Origin of the sequence: Paenibacillus puerhi (genome assembly GCF_009846885.1) — a bacterium.
In the GTDB taxonomy this organism is placed as follows: domain Bacteria; phylum Bacillota; class Bacilli; order Paenibacillales; family NBRC-103111; genus Paenibacillus_G; species Paenibacillus_G puerhi.
In genome coordinates this window covers 14,802-29,455 of the sequence record NZ_WUWM01000002.1, presented here as the reverse complement: position 1 = coordinate 29,455, position 14,654 = coordinate 14,802, and the positions used below count along the sequence as shown (strand labels likewise).

17 protein-coding genes and 1 other RNA gene are annotated in these 14,654 nt (G+C 52.7%); 9 read left to right on the top strand and 9 right to left on the bottom strand.

The genetic code is table 11. The features are described from left to right. The first annotated feature begins 11 nt into the window (after nucleotides 1–11). Both GSF01_RS01905 and GSF01_RS01900 read left to right on the top strand, forming a co-directional pair. Nucleotides 12–719, top strand: a complete 708-nt coding sequence (locus GSF01_RS01905; protein WP_159881340.1) for a uracil-DNA glycosylase — start codon at nucleotides 12–14, stop codon at nucleotides 717–719. Between the two features lie 111 nt (nucleotides 720–830). After that, entirely contained in the window at nucleotides 831–1,439 is a 609-nt protein-coding gene (locus GSF01_RS01900) for a nitroreductase family protein (protein ID WP_159881339.1), read from the top strand. Nucleotides 1,440–1,618: 179 nt separating this feature from the next. Here GSF01_RS01900 and GSF01_RS01895 read toward each other — a convergent pair whose 3' ends face one another. After that, a complete protein-coding gene (locus GSF01_RS01895) occupies nucleotides 1,619–2,794 on the bottom strand; it encodes a putative glycoside hydrolase (RefSeq protein WP_159881338.1) in 1,176 nt (391 codons plus the stop codon). Between the two features lie 184 nt (nucleotides 2,795–2,978). Between GSF01_RS01895 and GSF01_RS01890 the strand changes: the two genes are divergently transcribed. After that, nucleotides 2,979–4,142, top strand: a complete 1,164-nt coding sequence (locus tag GSF01_RS01890; protein WP_159881337.1) for an MFS transporter — start codon at nucleotides 2,979–2,981, stop codon at nucleotides 4,140–4,142. A 41-nt stretch (nucleotides 4,143–4,183) separates the two neighbouring features. Here the strand turns inward: GSF01_RS01890 and tatA are convergent, their stop codons facing one another. The 5 genes from tatA to GSF01_RS01865 all read right to left on the bottom strand — a co-directional run bounded on the left by tatA (nucleotide 4,184) and on the right by GSF01_RS01865 (nucleotide 7,162). Then, the gene (gene tatA / locus GSF01_RS01885) at nucleotides 4,184–4,417 is read right to left on the bottom strand and encodes a twin-arginine translocase TatA/TatE family subunit (protein WP_159881336.1); all 234 of its coding nucleotides are present in this window, start codon (nucleotides 4,415–4,417) and stop codon (nucleotides 4,184–4,186) included. A gap of 133 nt (nucleotides 4,418–4,550) precedes the next feature. After that, complete coding sequence (locus GSF01_RS01880; RefSeq protein ID WP_159881611.1) at nucleotides 4,551–4,745, bottom strand: hypothetical protein; 195 nt, start codon at nucleotides 4,743–4,745, stop codon at nucleotides 4,551–4,553. A 175-nt stretch (nucleotides 4,746–4,920) separates the two neighbouring features. Beyond that, nucleotides 4,921–5,754, bottom strand: a complete 834-nt coding sequence (locus GSF01_RS01875; RefSeq protein WP_159881335.1) for a YitT family protein — start codon at nucleotides 5,752–5,754, stop codon at nucleotides 4,921–4,923. Nucleotides 5,755–5,831: 77 nt separating this feature from the next. Further along, nucleotides 5,832–6,554 (bottom strand): DUF4247 domain-containing protein, encoded by a 723-nt coding sequence (locus GSF01_RS01870; RefSeq protein ID WP_159881334.1) that lies wholly within the window; start codon nucleotides 6,552–6,554, stop codon nucleotides 5,832–5,834. 59 nt (nucleotides 6,555–6,613) lie between these two features. Next, nucleotides 6,614–7,162: a DUF4178 domain-containing protein gene (locus GSF01_RS01865; protein ID WP_159881333.1), complete on the bottom strand. Its 549-nt coding sequence runs from the start codon at nucleotides 7,160–7,162 to the stop codon at nucleotides 6,614–6,616. Between the two features lie 264 nt (nucleotides 7,163–7,426). On the opposite strand from GSF01_RS01865, the gene GSF01_RS01860 reads away from it, so the two are divergent. The 5 genes from GSF01_RS01860 to GSF01_RS01840 all read left to right on the top strand — a co-directional run bounded on the left by GSF01_RS01860 (nucleotide 7,427) and on the right by GSF01_RS01840 (nucleotide 11,755). Beyond that, nucleotides 7,427–9,019, top strand: coding sequence for a DEAD/DEAH box helicase (locus GSF01_RS01860; protein WP_159881332.1), 1,593 nt, complete (start codon nucleotides 7,427–7,429; stop codon nucleotides 9,017–9,019). A 170-nt stretch (nucleotides 9,020–9,189) separates the two neighbouring features. Continuing rightward, on the top strand, nucleotides 9,190–10,032 hold the full coding sequence (locus tag GSF01_RS01855) for a YesL family protein (RefSeq protein WP_159881331.1): 843 nt from the start codon (nucleotides 9,190–9,192) through the stop codon (nucleotides 10,030–10,032). Between the two features lie 77 nt (nucleotides 10,033–10,109). Next, nucleotides 10,110–10,292, top strand: a non-coding RNA gene (ssrS, locus tag GSF01_RS01850) — 6S RNA. Between the two features lie 39 nt (nucleotides 10,293–10,331). Beyond that, a complete protein-coding gene (gene fsa / locus GSF01_RS01845; RefSeq protein ID WP_159881330.1) occupies nucleotides 10,332–10,988 on the top strand; it encodes a fructose-6-phosphate aldolase in 657 nt (218 codons plus the stop codon). Between the two features lie 377 nt (nucleotides 10,989–11,365). Next, a complete protein-coding gene (locus tag GSF01_RS01840) occupies nucleotides 11,366–11,755 on the top strand; it encodes a DUF1499 domain-containing protein (RefSeq protein ID WP_159881329.1) in 390 nt (129 codons plus the stop codon). Nucleotides 11,756–11,831: 76 nt separating this feature from the next. On the opposite strand, the gene tpx is transcribed toward GSF01_RS01840, so the two are convergent. Continuing rightward, entirely contained in the window at nucleotides 11,832–12,335 is a 504-nt protein-coding gene (gene tpx, locus GSF01_RS01835) for a thiol peroxidase (RefSeq protein ID WP_159881328.1), read from the bottom strand. A gap of 128 nt (nucleotides 12,336–12,463) precedes the next feature. On the opposite strand from tpx, the gene GSF01_RS01830 reads away from it, so the two are divergent. Then, a complete protein-coding gene (locus GSF01_RS01830) occupies nucleotides 12,464–13,363 on the top strand; it encodes a LysR family transcriptional regulator (protein WP_159881327.1) in 900 nt (299 codons plus the stop codon). 90 nt (nucleotides 13,364–13,453) lie between these two features. Here the strand turns inward: GSF01_RS01830 and GSF01_RS01825 are convergent, their stop codons facing one another. Together GSF01_RS01825 and GSF01_RS01820 are read right to left on the bottom strand one after the other, a co-directional pair. Next, nucleotides 13,454–14,140 (bottom strand): zinc metallopeptidase, encoded by a 687-nt coding sequence (locus GSF01_RS01825; RefSeq protein WP_159881326.1) that lies wholly within the window; start codon nucleotides 14,138–14,140, stop codon nucleotides 13,454–13,456. 42 nt (nucleotides 14,141–14,182) lie between these two features. Continuing rightward, nucleotides 14,183–14,614, bottom strand: coding sequence for a helix-turn-helix domain-containing protein (locus GSF01_RS01820; RefSeq protein ID WP_159881325.1), 432 nt, complete (start codon nucleotides 14,612–14,614; stop codon nucleotides 14,183–14,185). Nucleotides 14,615–14,654: the final 40 nt, after the last annotated feature.

Here is a 14,654-nt window from a genome sequence, read left to right as displayed (position 1 = left end):
GGGAGAGGGACATGGTGGCGGTGAACTTGGGAAATGACTGGGAGGAGCTGTTGGAAGGGGAATTTCAGCAGCCTTATTATCTCGAATTGCGCGAGTTTCTGAAACAAGAGTATGCTTCGAGGACGATTTATCCGGATATGCACGATATTTTTAATGCACTTCGCCATACGGCTTATCACGATGTAAAAGCGGTTATTCTCGGGCAAGATCCTTATCACGGACCCGGACAGGCTCATGGGCTAAGCTTTTCCGTCAAGCCGGGCGTACCGACTCCTCCCTCGCTTCAGAATATGCTGAAGGAGCTGCGGGACGACCTCGGGTGCCGGCTGCCGGACAATGGGTACTTAATTCCATGGGCCGACCAAGGTGTGCTGCTGTTGAATACCGTGCTAACGGTGAGGGAGGGGGCGGCCAACTCCCATAAGGGTCACGGCTGGGAGCGGTTTACGGACCGCATCATCTCTTTGCTGAACGACCGGGAGAAGCCGATCGTATTTATACTGTGGGGAAGCCATGCGCAGTCGAAAGGCCAATTCATTACCCGGGCGCAACATCGTATCCTACTCAGCGTGCATCCGAGCCCGCTTTCCTCTCATCGCGGATTTTTTGGAAGCAAGCCGTATTCGCAAACCAATGCTTTCCTGGAAAGCATCGGCTCCGAACCGATCGATTGGCAGCTTCCCGATCTCGGTGTGCCAAGAAAGTCTAGCAGCCGATAACCCGGCTGCTTTTTTCGTAGGACGAAGCCCGTATGAAAAATTGTTTTGCCAACCTTGGAGGAAGATGTTATGATCAAAACAAACAATTCATATAAGAAAGGTGTGTTTTAAATGAGTGCAACGTCCAACCTGGTTGAATTGTCAGAGGCGGTACGCGAACACCGCAAGTCCGAAGCTGATGTAACGCCCGTATTTCTTAATCGCTGGTCGCCTCGGGCTTTTTCGGAGCAGAAGGTGGCAGGCGAGGACCTGAAGGCGGTATTGGAGGCAGCCCACTGGGCGCCCTCTTCCTACAACGACCAGCCGTGGCGTTTTATCGTCGCTAAGACGGACGAACAGCTGGAAGTTTTCCGCAGCTTCCTTGGCGATTTCAATAAACTGTGGGCGACCAAAGCACCGGTGCTGATCGTTGTCGCCTCTGAGAAGCTCAGAGAGAACGGAGACCCGAATGGAGCTCATGCCTTTGATGCCGGTGCGGCTTGGGGCTATCTGGCTCTGCAAGCATCCCTGAAAGGCTTGATCAGTCATGCGATCGGCGGCTTCGACCGGGATAAGGCGCGTCAGCTGCTCCAGGTTCCCGATCACTTCGATCTGCATGCGGTCATAGCTCTAGGATATCAAGGCGACAAGGATGAACTGCCTGAGGCTCTGCAAGCCCGGGAAATTCCGAATTCGCGCAAGCCGCTGAGCTCCGTTGTTTTCGAGGGAACGGTAAACTAAATGTTAGCCGGTCCAGCCCCTGTGCAGCCAGCCAGGGGGCCTGAATAGGACGAAAGCTGTGGCGTATTGGAGCGGCATGGTAACAAGAACGAAAAGCAGCGGCCCTTCGAAATGAAGGTGCCGCTGCTTTTTTATCGGGTCCTCGAACAAGGTTGCGAGGGTTTCCGATGCGGAGCCGGTTATTTGTACGTCACACCCGGCGTATAGGTGTTCACGGCGTTCCAGAGCAAGAACTCTTCGACGCCATGGTCTTTCAATGCGCGGATCTGATCCTCGATCTGCTGCTTGCCATACCGAATGTGGCCTGGCACCCAGGTAGCGGTGAAATCCTGAATCCATGGTCTGACGACGGGCTTGAAGTCCGCCAATGGGTCCAGTTTTTTCATGGTGTCCTTGGTAGCTCCGGCGATCGTCTGGTAAGGCGCCGCATCAGGCACCTTGGAGCCGAACCAGCCTGTAGAGTAGTGGCTTGGATAGATCATCGGCGAGATCACGTCGACATTTTGAGAGATTTTCTGGAAGTCTTGTCCGATCCCCTCCGCTGCCGGCACAGAAGCCGCATAGCCGAAAATATCGACGGATACCCGAACCCCCAGCGGAGCCAGCTGCTCATGCGCGTACTTCACGAAGCCGGCGACGGCGTCGATCCGAGATCGTTCATCCTTGTCATACTTGAGCGTATCGGCGCGCTTCTCGAAGCCTTCGGGGAACCGCACGTAATCGAACTGGATTTCCTTGAAGCCTGCTTTGGCCGCTTCCTTGGCGACCTCGATATTGTAGTCCCACACTTCCTTCTTGTACGGGTTCACAAACCGCTCCGGAGGATTTTTGCCGTTGCCCCAGACCGTGCCGTCCGGATTCACGAAAGAAAGCTCGGGCCGCTTCTCGGCCAGCACCGTATCCTTGAACACCACAACCCGGGCAATCGGATAAATCTCGTGCTCCTTCAGCGTCGCCATCAGCCCCGGCATATCGGAGATGATTTTCTTCGTCGTCTCCATGGCCAGCAGCTTCTCATTGTCCGTTTTATACGTAATATAACCCCAGTCATCCTTGATATCGATAACCATGGAATTTAATTCCGTATCGTCCATGAGCTTCAGCAGCGTGCTCATCCTTGCTCCGGCAGCGCTATGAGCCGTTACATAAACGCCCTTCACCTGGGGAGCGTCCTTCTGAGGATCGAGCTTGACCGTCGGCATCAGAGGGTCGGCTGGATCGCCGGTCGGCGTTGATTGGACGACGGCATTGCGGGAGTCCATGGCCGCTTGGGCGGCCTGTTCGAATGTCATAGTCGGGTGATCGGCGCTTGCGCCGCCCCAGGCCATAAGAAGTGCGGCCAGAATGAGTTCCATATTCGTCGTCTCTCCCTGCTGATTGTGATTCTAACTATTAAACATTCTCCTATTATAATAAACTCTCGAAGGATTCGGTAGATTAGTCTGATGAAATTTGCCGAAATGTGTTACAATCTCGGGAGCAAGGTAAGAAAGAGCTCCTTCTCATACTTTGCCCAGCATGATAAGAGGGAAGGTTGACATGAACAAACAGCTATTGAAACTTCGCGGTCTTAATTTATCATACTATGCGACGACAGGGGTGCTTAATCCTTTTCTGCCGCTTTATCTGGGTGAACGAGGGTATTCTTCTTCGCAAATCGGCTTGCTGATGATGATCGGGCCCTTCGTCACGATTTTTGCTCAACCGATGTGGGGGTATATCAGCGATCGGTACCAGGCTTTGAAAATCATCCTGCTTTCACTGTGGGCGATGACGGTGATCTCCAGCTTAGGCGTGTTCGGCACGGGCGGATATTTCAGCGCCTTCGTATTCATGCTGCTGCTGTATTTCTTCATGCTGTCGTCTACGCCTCTGCTGGATTCGCTGTCGCTGAGGGTAGCGGGCCAGGCGGGCGCCTCCTACGGCTCGGTCCGGATGTGGGGCTCAGTCGGATATATGCTGATGGCCGTTTCGTCAGGTCTTGTTCTTCAGGCTTTCGGCGGGCTGCAAGCCTTGCCTTATCTGTACTGGCTGATCTGGCTTCTTCCACTGGGCGTGCTGCTGCTTGTACGCGATGAGAAATCAGGCGGCGACAGCGTCGTGTCCTTATCCGACTTCACCAAGCTGCTGGGAAATAAGCGGTTTCTCTGGTTCTTGTTCCTCGTGTTCCTCTTAATGCTGCCGCATCGCATGAACGATTCGCTGCTCGCGCTTCATCTGAAGGATCTGGGCGGGTCGGACATCCTTGTGGGCTGGGCGTGGGCACTCGCCGCCGCCAGCGAGATACCGACCTTCGCTTTGTTCGGCCGCTACCTGTCGCGGTTTCACGAGCTGGCCTTGCTTGGAGTCGTGGCCGTTCTTTATACCTTAAGATGGCTGTTATTCGGATGGATTGACGATCCTCTGATCCTGACGCTGCTGCAAGCCAGCCACTGTGTGACCTTTGCGGTGTTTTGGATCACTGCCGTCCAATACGTGGTCCGGCTCGTACCGGCTCATCTGCAGTCGACGGGCCAGTCGCTGTTGTCGATGGTTTTCCTGGGTCTTGCTGGGATCGGCGGCGGTCTGGGAGGCGGTCTTGTGAAGGATTGGCTGGGCGGAGCCTCCATGTACTATATGGGCGCAGGCATAGCTGCCGCTGCAGCCGTTCTGCTGCTCGGGACCCACGCCTACTGGTGCAAAAAAAACCATCCCGCGGGTTAAGCCGGATGGTTTGCAGCTGCCTTGCCTAATGGGATGGCCCGTTACTTGTTGACGTTTGGAGCGGAAGAATCCATAGGCGAGACGAGCTCCTGCTTGGGGGCGTCAAGCTGTGCCGGTTTGTCTTCGGGCTGGGCGGAGTTGCCGTTCGTCGCGTCCTTGAACTCGCGGAACATTTTGCCGAAGCCGCGGCCAAGCTCGGGAAGCTTATTGGGTCCGAACAATAAGAGCAGAACGACTGCGATCAATATCAGATGCCCAGGAGTTAGAGCTTGCATTCAAAATCCCTCCATCGTATGGTTGCGCTTTTTCTCCTAGCATACCATAAATTGAGCCGGACCATTACGACTATATTTGTCAAAATCCTTAACATTCCTTTCATGAATCGGCACAGAAAAAAACGTCCCCTTCTTAATGAAGGCGGACGTCTTTTTGATGCTCGGAAATGCTGTATTGAATAATTTCCATGGCGTCTTCCGTTTCCAGCGCGGCCAGGCCGTTGCGGAGCACGATCTCGGATTCCAGCTCATGGCGTTTGAGGAATGGATACATCTCGGGCGTTAATTTCATGACAATCGTTGACAGCTTCACCGTTTCCACAAGCATCACCCTTCCCGTCATCGTCTGATGTCTAGTATAATCAGGAGCGACTTGCGAGCCGTACAGGCAGAGCAGGGAAAGCAAAGGCATGAAACTAAGGCTGATTATCATTATAGCATAGATTGATGCCAGTGACATCGGGACATTTGTGGCAGGCAGGTGCCAACTTGATCCATCCGAATCAACTGCGCCGGAAGAGGCCCATGACGCCGACCGTTTCCGTAACATTCACAAAGGCCTGCGGGTCCCACTTGCGAATGAGCTGCTGAAGCTCGGCCAACTCGTAGCGCGTCGTCACCGTCATCAGCATATGCTGAGTGCGCTTCGTATATGCCCCTTCCGTCTGTATGACCGTTACTCCTCGCTGCAGCTTTTGCATCTTGGCTAGCAGCAGCTCGCCCTTCTGGGTCACGATGAATACGGTCACCTTCAGATGCCGGATATGGATCGTATCCATCACTTTGCCGGTGATGAAGATGGACAGCATGGAGTACAAGGCAGGGTCCCAGTCCTGCTTAAAGTAGCCAAGCATCAGGATGATTCCGCCGTTCAAGCCGAACAATACGGTACCAAGCGGGAAATCGCGCTTCCTTGTTAAGATCGAGGCAATAATATCGATCCCCCCGCTAGAGCCGCCCGATCGCATGGCGATCCCAGTCCCAAGTCCGACCAGCACGCCGCCCGCAACTCCGGACATGATGGGCTCGCTCGAGATGGCCATGACGGGAATGATGTGCATAAGCCAGGTGGTCAGGATGACCGAGATCGCGCTTAGTACGATGAACCTCCGGCCAATGGACACGAGCCCCCAGATCAACACGGGCAAATTAAATACAAGATAGAGCAACGAGATATCGAAGCCCGAAAAATAACCTGCGATCATCGCGATGCCGGACAGACCGCCGCTGAGCAATTGATGCGGGATAATAAACAGGTTGAAGCTGGATGCGATCAATACCGAGCCAAGGGCGACCATAAAGGTGGAGCCGACCCATGAACGCTGCAGTTTTGCCATGAGAGTCCTCCTCAGGAAATGCTGCTAACGCCAGAAGCTTTCCGCACGGGTACGCGGAAAGCTTGACTGGAGTGAGGCTATCTTCTTTTAAAGGAACCGGACCGCTTGCTGGTGCTCGGCTTCTTGGACGATCCGGATGACGGAACTTTGATGGAAGGCTTGGACCCGTCATTGCGCCGTACCGAGCTGCCCGTATCCGTGCTAGGCTTGGAGGGTGTCGTCGGGCTCGTTGTAAAGCTACCCTTGCGATCCGAGGTGGTCGGCGGTTGCTGGGCCGGCGTCTTGGACGGCGAGGCCGCTGATCCCGGGCTAGGGGCTGACTGATATTTGCCGAAATCTTCGTATCGCTTGCTGGACGTGTACCCCCGATAATCCGTACCCCGATTGCTGCCGGTCCAGGCGCCTCCGAACAACGATTGGAGCAGGGTAGCCGTCACATACCCTTGAAGGAAGGAGGAATCATAGTTATCTTTTGCATATTGGACGGAATCCAATTCAACCAATGTGGAATTTTCGTTATCCGGATCTTTCTGGACATGGATGATTTTGTTGTCATAAACAAGGAACATCCGTTCCGCCGATTCCTTGCTTGTTTCCTTGGGCTTCTCCTGTTTAGCCAGCTCCCTGGCTACGGTCGGGACATCCTTATCCTGGACTGCATATATTTTGGCGGTGCTTTTCCCGTTTCCCTGCACATCGATGAGCGAATAATTTTCCTTAATAAAGTTGCTTGAATCGCCGCAACCGGCCAGCAGCGTAAAGACGAGCAGCACGGCCAGCCATTTGGACATGCGTTTCATTGTACGAAATCACCTCCTGCTCAAGCATGACGTAATGAAATAGGCTATAAAATTAATAATCACAAAGGGGACGCGCCGCCGGAGGCTTTCAGGAACTTGATCAGACCCGGGGGCGTTCTGGAGCCCTCCAGAGCTACATACTTGCCGTCCTGCCATTGAAGAAAGAAATAACGGTCATCTGCTCCTATATAACGCCAGATCAGCACCTGGTCTGCAGAGCGAAAATCAGTCTGGCCTTCCGTGCGGACCGTATCGCTTCGATTATGCTCGAGGTCAAAGGTGATCCCATCTCCCAGGTCAAGCTGCGTAGGCACATCGCCCGGATCATCCAGGGAGCCCTCGACAAATTCGCACACGAAGCATTCGTAGGTGCGTCCTTTTTCCACAAGCAGGCATGAAAGATGTTTGCCGTTCTGCAGATAATAAGCATACCGATGGGGAGCGAAGCCCTGATCATAGTATACCACTTTGCCGGAAACGACGTATTCCTCCAGATCCACGTTCACGATGTCGCCAACCTTTGTATCTTCCAGCGGATTCGAGGGCTTTTCCTCCGGCACCGCCTTGTTGCTTCTCCAGATGTCCCCGACTCTTTTCCAAACGGACATATGCTTTCGCTCCTTTTACGTTGGCTGAAAATATATGTAGTATATACGAGGTTTCGCATTCGTCGGTTTCAATTTGAACATTTCTGGAATATGTTTACCGCTTGTGGTATAATACTAAAGATATTCTTAAGTACGGCCTTGACTGTTCATTATTGACACAGCTTGAGAAGTGTTTCTCATGAAGAGATTAACTAAGAAAAGATAGGAGTCGCACTTAAGGGTATATATATCTAGAACCCATAGTACAAAGGAGAATGAAATCATTTGAAAACGTTTAGTGAATTTGGTTTGGAACCGAAAGTATTGCGCGCCATTACGGAAATGGGCTTTGAAGAGTCGACCCCGATTCAAGATAAAGCCATTCCTGTAGCCATGGAAGGCCGCGATTTGATCGGTCAGGCACAGACGGGAACAGGGAAGACTGCGGCATTCGGTATTCCTCTGATCAACAAAATCGACATTAAAGAAGAGCGCATCGTCGCTTTGATTATGTGCCCTACCCGGGAGCTTGCGATCCAGGTAGCGGAAGAGATCGAGAAGCTCGGCCGCTTTAAAGGTATTCGTTCCCTGCCGATCTACGGCGGTCAGGATATTGTGAAGCAGATCCGCGGTCTTCGCAGAAAACCGCAGATCATCATCGGTACGCCAGGGCGTCTGCTCGACCACATTAACCGCAAAACGATCAAGCTGGATGACGTGCAGACCGTGATCCTCGACGAAGCGGATGAAATGCTGGATATGGGCTTTATGGAAGATATCCAGTCGATCCTGCGCCTGGTTCCCGACGAGCGTCAAACGATGCTTTTCTCGGCTACGATGCCTATCAACATCCAGCGGCTGGCCCAGCAGTTCTTGAAAAATCCGGAGCAAGTATCGGTTATCCCGAAGCAGGTCAGCGCGCCGCTGATCGAGCAAGCGTACATCGAGCTGCATGAGCGTCAGAAGTTCGAAGCTCTCTGCCGCCTGATCGATATGGAGTCTCCGGATCTGGCGATTATCTTCGGCCGTACGAAGCGCCGCGTCGATGAGCTGTCTGAAGCGCTGCAGAAGCGCGGGTATACGGCTGAAGGCCTGCACGGCGACCTGTCGCAGAACCAGCGCGACAATGTCATGCGCAAATTCCGCGACGGCAGCATCGATGTGCTCGTTGCGACTGACGTAGCTGCTCGCGGGTTGGACGTGTCCGGCGTAACGCATGTTATCAACTTTGACCTTCCGCAAGATCCGGAAAGCTATGTTCACCGGATCGGCCGTACGGGCCGTGCGGGCAAAGAAGGGGTAGCCTACTCCTTCGTGACCCCGCGCGAGATCGATCATCTTCACTTCATCGAGAAGATTACGCGCCACCGCATTACGCGCAAGCCGATGCCGAGTCTGGCCGAGGCGATCGAGGGCAAACAAAAGCTGACAGCCGAACGCGTGCTGGAAGTGCTTGAGAAAGAAGAACACAATGAATATAAAGGTCTGGCTATCTCCTTGCTGGAGCAGCATGACTCGGTACATCTGCTGGCATCGGCTCTGAAGCTGCTGACAGGCGGAGACAAGAAGGAAGTCGAGATCGACCTGACTCCTGAGGATCCGATCCGCGCTAAGAAGCGTCGTCCGGACATTCGCTCCAACGGCCGCAGACCTTCCGGCTCCTATGGCACGGCAGGCGGCGCACGCCGCAATGACCGTCCTTACGGCGGTGGCGGAGACCGCAGCGGCAGCCGTCGCGATGGCGGACGCCAAGGCGGCGGGTATCGCGATAACCGCGACTATCGCGGGCGTTCCGACTCCCGTTCGGATGGCCGCGGCGACAGCCGCGGGAGCCAATCCCGCCCGGCGAGCCGTTCCAATGAAGAGACGCTTGTCTGATAAGGGAACACCAGATAATAAGCCCGCGTAAGCGGGCTTGTTTTTTTTGACCATAGAGGTTACGGGTGATAAAATAAGAGATGACCTGCCGCCCTAATCCGTATAGACGGCTACCTAGAAAGCGCGAAATAAACTATAATTAATGGATGGATATAGAAGGAGGCGTCGTTTTGGAGTTTAGAGGAGTCATGGGTGGATTTTACCGAATATCCGAGTGGATTATGCGGTTATCCGTCATTAATGTGTTGTGGGTTATATGCAGTATTCCGTTTTTCCTGGCCGCGATACCGATGTTTATGCCCAATATTACCGAAGGCGATATTTATTTTGCGTTTTTGCTCATGGGAGTTTTGGCACCGTTTACGTTGTTTCCCGCCACTGCGGCTATGTTCACTGTAGCGCGCAAGTGGGTCACAGGCGATGAGGATGTACCGCTGTTCAAGACCTTCTTCCGGGGATATAAATCGAACTATGTTCAAGCCATGCTTGGCGGGCTCCTCTATTTGGTGTTTGCAGCTGTGCTTGTCGCTAATTTCCGGTTTTACGGCAATCAGGCCGGGATGTTCGGTATATTGCGCTTTCTTGTTTTATCCATTTCGGTATTGCTGATTATTTCGATGTTCCACTTCTTCTCTATTCTGACGCATTTGCATATGAAGACTTTGCAGATCGTCAAAAATGCCGTGCTTATTACGATAGGCAGTCCGATTCGCTCGCTGTCGATGATTGTCGTAAACGGTATTATCTTTTATGTCAGCTTCTTCATGTTTACTTTCCTGATCCCTTTCTTCATGGGGAGCTTGATCGCCGTAACCTCCTTCTGGCATTTCAATCAAATCTTCGGTAAGCTCCAAGATAAGCAGCAGGCGCTGCTCGCCAAGGACCAGGAAGACGGCGAACGCGATGAGCTGGATGAGCAGGAGGCTGCACTGGCGGGCGAGACGCCCAAGAGGGACGAAGCTCCGGGTTATGCACCGCAGCAGGATACCGGCGACAAGACCGATAAAGTGTAATTGGTCGGCGCCCCCAGCATTGGCTGAAAGCCTCAGGTTTACTTTCGAATCGTATTGGACTATAATAAGACTACAACAAAATCCTGCGATGTACGTCTCGGTTTTAACGTTGTTTTGAACCAATGACTGTTTCTCGGGAGACCTACATTGAATCGCGGCTGACATGCCCTCGAAAAGGGATCTCAAAACCGATTCTGCGGACACCCACCTGCTTTGAGCAGGTTCGAGACACGGAACCGGACGGCATTTGCGGGTTTTTTTGTGCCCAAAACTGAAGATACATAGAAGGGATGTAGGAAATGAAGCTGTTCATCGATACGGCCAATGTGGAAGAAATTCGCAAGGCGCATGAGCTCGGGGTGATTGCAGGCGTCACGACTAATCCTTCCTTGATCGCCAAAGAGGGAAGAGACTTTTTTGAAACGGTAAAAGAAATCGCGTCTATCGTGGGCAACCTGCCGATCAGTGCAGAAGTCATCAGCCTGAAGGCCGATGAGATGGTTGAACAGGGCAAGAAGCTTGCCGCGCTGGGCGAAGGAATCGTCGTTAAAGTACCGATGACCGAAGACGGTCTGATCGCTACCAAGCGTTTTGCCGAGCAAGGGATCAAGACGAACGTCACGCTTATATTCAGCTCGACGCAGGCCTTGCTTGCCGCGCGGGCCGGCGCAACGTATGTTTCGCCATTTGTAGGGCGTCTGGACGATATTAACCAGGTCGGCATGAATTTGATTCAGGAAATCAGCGAGATTTTCCAAGTGCACGACATTCCCTCGGAGATTATTACCGCCAGTGTGAGAACGACGACCCATGTGATCGATGCGGCTCTTCTTGGCGCCCATATAGCCACAGTACCTTATAAAGTGATCCAGCAGATGATTCGCCATCCGCTGACGGATGTGGGCATCGATCGCTTCCTGAAGGACTGGGAAGGCGCAGCCCAATCGGTATTCTAATAGTAACCAGTCAGTAAGCCGCATCGGCATCGATGCGGCTTTTTGGGAGACAAGCTGCTTCTGCTGGAGCTGAGAATCGATTCTAACGGCCAAGAAGGGGGTCCAGGCTTCGCTGGATGACCTGGAGGCAGGAACGGTTGTTGTCTAAGGTAAGCGCGAATGTAGCTTAATCTGAGCCAAGCAGGCTGGTGGGGCAGGGCGAACACTTGCTTGTCGAAGGCGGTCTTTGGTGCGGGGACAAATGGAGAAGGAAGCGGTCCGCGGTATCTTTTTTGTAGAAAAAGCGCTTTCCCCCTTTCTCTTCCTTCTAAACAGTGATATGATAAAGGATAGTTTAAACCCGAATAGATAAGGCACTTCGTATGGGAGGGAATGTGTTGCTACAGCGAACCTTAATAGGTCTGATCCGCAGCCACGAAACGACGGGAGAGAAAGCCAAGGATCCGCTGCTGAAGACCCGTTATTATAAAATCTCCAAAGACCAGGCTTGGGATGAAGTCATCAACATGTTTAAGAAGCTCAACGGGTACAAGCTGCTGCATGAAGTGCGCAATGTCGGAGAGATCGTGCTCGAGAAAAAAACGATTACCGGCCGTACACAAGATATTACCGTAACGCTCTTTGGTATCAATCCGGTCAAAACGGCCATTGATATTTACTCGGCTTCCCGGGGATCGCTTGGTGATCTGGGGTCCAACTATCGAACCATTCTTGACATTTTTAAGCAAATCGACAAGAAGCTGGCTGTTTATAAAATCAATGAATGATCTTGAACGGCTGCGCTTGTAAGATATACGAAATAAAAACAGCGTGGAGATCCACGCTGTTTTTATTTTTTACGGATTAAACGAGTTTCTTAACCGCGTCAACGGCTGCTTCATAGTTCGGGTGATCGGTCATTTCGCTGAGGTATTCAACGTATTGGATCGTATCGTTAGCGTCGATGACGAAGATGGAGCGCATCAGCAGGTGAAGCTCCTGAATCAGAACGCCGTAGTTTTTGCCGAACGAGTGGTTCTTGTAATCGGACAGCGTGATGACTTTGTCGATGCCTGCGCTGCCGCACCAACGGGATTGGGCGAAAGGCAGATCGTTACTGATCGTCAGGATGACGACATTGTCGCCGAGTTTGGCGGCTTCTTCATTGAAACGGCGAGTTTGCGCATCGCAAACGCCAGTATCCAAAGAAGGCACTACACTGATAAGCTTCACTTTTCCCGCGTAATCGGAAAGAGATGCGGTTTCGAGAAGGTTCTTGTTCACCGTGAAGTCAGGTGCCTTGTCGCCGACTTGCAGCGTCGTGCCAACAAGCGTGATCGGGTTGCCTTTCAGGGTAGCTTGTGCCATGTGTACATGGGCCTCCTTTAGCGTCTTGAGAATGATTGGTATTTCACCGAGTATTATTATAAGCTTTAAAGGGAGACCTTGTCCAATATAGAGTATGGGGTACGGAAGTACAGGAGGCAGGATGTTCGGTGGAATTGAGACAATTGCAATATTTTGTCAAAGTAGCCCGCAAGCAGCATGTGACCCAAGCGGCGGAGGAATTGCATGTGGCGCAGTCGGCGGTCAGCCGGCAGATTCATCAACTGGAGCAGGAGCTGGGCGTTCTATTGTTCGTGCAGAAGGGACGGAATCTTCAGTTGACTCCTGTAGGCAAGCTCTTTCTGGGCAGAGTAGAGGGCATCCTGACCGATCTGGAGCGTGTGGTAAGCGAGGTGCATGAGTTCATGGACCCTGAGCAGGGAGAGATACGAATCGGCTTTCCGCATAGTCTTGGCATCTATTTGCTGCCTACGGTAGTGGCCCGGTTCCGCGAATCGCACCCGAAGGTCAAGTTCCGCTTGCGCCAGGGGACTTACAACAGCCTGATCCGCGACGTGATGAAAGGCGAGATCGATTTGTCGTTTATTTCGCCCTTCCCGGAGAAGCATGCCCATGTCAGCGGAGAGCTGCTGCTCTTGGAGGAGCTTTATGCCATCGTGCCCCAAGGGCATGTGTTTGCGGAGATGGAAGTGATCCGTCTGGAGCAGTTGAAAAACGAGTCGTTCGTAATGTTCAGCGAGGAATACTCCCTTAGAAACATCGTGCTTGAGGCTTGCGCTAAGGCCGGCTTTAATCCGAATATCGGCTTTGAGGGGGAAGAAACCGATACGATCAGGGGACTTGTTGCAGCGGGAATGGGAGTCAGTATGCTCCCGGAGATGGCGCTTACGGAGATCAGCCAGCTTCAACCGGCCAAGGTCAAGGTGACGGAACCGAGGGTGACTCGCAGTGTGGGACTTATCCAGCGTTCCGGAGAGAAGCTGCCGCTTGTCGCCGAGGGCTTCCGCAAATTTCTGCTCGATTTCTTCCACAACCGGGATGTGAAGTAAGTCCGCTGCTGCTAGTCCGGCCTTTATGATAAAAGCCGCCAGCTTCCTGCTCTTGCAGGGCTGGCGGCTTACTTGTGCTGGGATCAATCGTCAATCGTTATTGCGGCTGTTGAAGATCATGATGTACTTGAGCAGCTCAAGCAAGGAAATCAGGGCAGCCGCTACATAAGTAAGGGCGGCAGCATTCAGAACCTTGGCGACGCCGCGTTCTTCGTCGTTGGTGATAAAGCCCTCGGCGACCATCAGATCGCGCGCCCGGTTGCTCGCGTTGAACTCGACGGGCAGGGTGACCAGTTGGAAGGCTACCGCTGCAGAGAAGAAAACAATCCCAAGACCGAGAAGGAAATTAAATTGCTGGAAAAATAAACCCGCCAGTATCATGAAGGGCGCGACCCCGGAGGTCAGATTCACAACGGGGAACATGCGGTGGCGCATAACGAGCATCGGATAGTGAACCTTATGCTGGATAGCGTGGCCAACTTCATGGCAGGCTACTGAAACAGCCGATATCGAGTGTTCGTAGTAGACCGGCTCGGATAGTCTGACGGCACGGGCGATAGGGTCGTAATGGTCTGTCAGCGCTCCTGGGACAGGCTCGACAGGTACATCGTGCAGGCCGTTGGCATCGAGCATACGTCTTGCGGCTTCGTACCCGGTCATCCCGGAGTGGACAGGAACGTCTGACCACTTGTTAAAGGTGCCCTTAACCCGGAATTGGGCCCAAATGGAAAGGCCGAATGCAATGAAGATTAAAAAATCCATCGGGTGAAAAAACATAATTCCATTCCCTCCGTATGTGTAGTGGGGTGAAAAAATAGTCTAAGATAGAGGGCCTTTTCCCATCAAAAGAAGGAGAGCTTCGATGCAGGCCGCTGCAGAAGGCGTCAGCTTCTGATGCAGGTTCTTAAGCTGCTTGGGCTTGAGCTTCTCGACAAGAGGGCCAACTTCCCGAACTTCTTTCTCCAGCTGCATCAGCTTGAGCTGCAAAGATGTCAGCTTATCCGTCACCAGCTCATCGCGGCTTACCTTGTTCCATAGGGAGAGATCCGCCTTGATCTCCTCCAAGCTATATTTCTCACGCTTTAACGATTCAATACGTTTGAGCCTCATCAAGGTTTCATCGCTATACAATCGGTAGTTCGTATCGGACCTGGCCTCGGGCTGAATGAGTCCAAGCTTGGTATAGTAATCGATGGTCCTCAGACTGACCTCCGAGATGCGGGCCAGCTCGCCGATTTTATAAAGCTTCATATCCCCATGTTCGCTCACCTCTTTTTCTATAATGATACTC

Excerpts from the sequence above, each read along its gene's own strand:
- GSF01_RS01905 (WP_159881340.1), top strand. The coding sequence starts at position 12 with ATGGTGGCGGTGAACTTGGGAAATGACTGGGAGGAGCTGTTGGAAGGG.
- GSF01_RS01900 (WP_159881339.1), top strand. The coding sequence starts at position 831 with ATGAGTGCAACGTCCAACCTGGTTGAATTGTCAGAGGCGGTACGCGAA.
- GSF01_RS01895 (WP_159881338.1), bottom strand. The coding sequence starts at position 2,794 with ATGGAACTCATTCTGGCCGCACTTCTTATGGCCTGGGGCGGCGCAAGC.
- GSF01_RS01890 (WP_159881337.1), top strand. The coding sequence starts at position 2,979 with ATGAACAAACAGCTATTGAAACTTCGCGGTCTTAATTTATCATACTAT.
- tatA (WP_159881336.1), bottom strand. The coding sequence starts at position 4,417 with ATGCAAGCTCTAACTCCTGGGCATCTGATATTGATCGCAGTCGTTCTG.
- GSF01_RS01880 (WP_159881611.1), bottom strand. The coding sequence starts at position 4,745 with ATGCTTGTGGAAACGGTGAAGCTGTCAACGATTGTCATGAAATTAACG.
- GSF01_RS01875 (WP_159881335.1), bottom strand. The coding sequence starts at position 5,754 with ATGGCAAAACTGCAGCGTTCATGGGTCGGCTCCACCTTTATGGTCGCC.
- GSF01_RS01870 (WP_159881334.1), bottom strand. The coding sequence starts at position 6,554 with ATGAAACGCATGTCCAAATGGCTGGCCGTGCTGCTCGTCTTTACGCTG.
- GSF01_RS01865 (WP_159881333.1), bottom strand. The coding sequence starts at position 7,162 with ATGTCCGTTTGGAAAAGAGTCGGGGACATCTGGAGAAGCAACAAGGCG.
- fsa (WP_159881330.1), top strand. The coding sequence starts at position 10,332 with ATGAAGCTGTTCATCGATACGGCCAATGTGGAAGAAATTCGCAAGGCG.
- tpx (WP_159881328.1), bottom strand. The coding sequence starts at position 12,335 with ATGGCACAAGCTACCCTGAAAGGCAACCCGATCACGCTTGTTGGCACG.
- GSF01_RS01825 (WP_159881326.1), bottom strand. The coding sequence starts at position 14,140 with ATGTTTTTTCACCCGATGGATTTTTTAATCTTCATTGCATTCGGCCTT.
- GSF01_RS01820 (WP_159881325.1), bottom strand. The coding sequence starts at position 14,614 with ATGAAGCTTTATAAAATCGGCGAGCTGGCCCGCATCTCGGAGGTCAGT.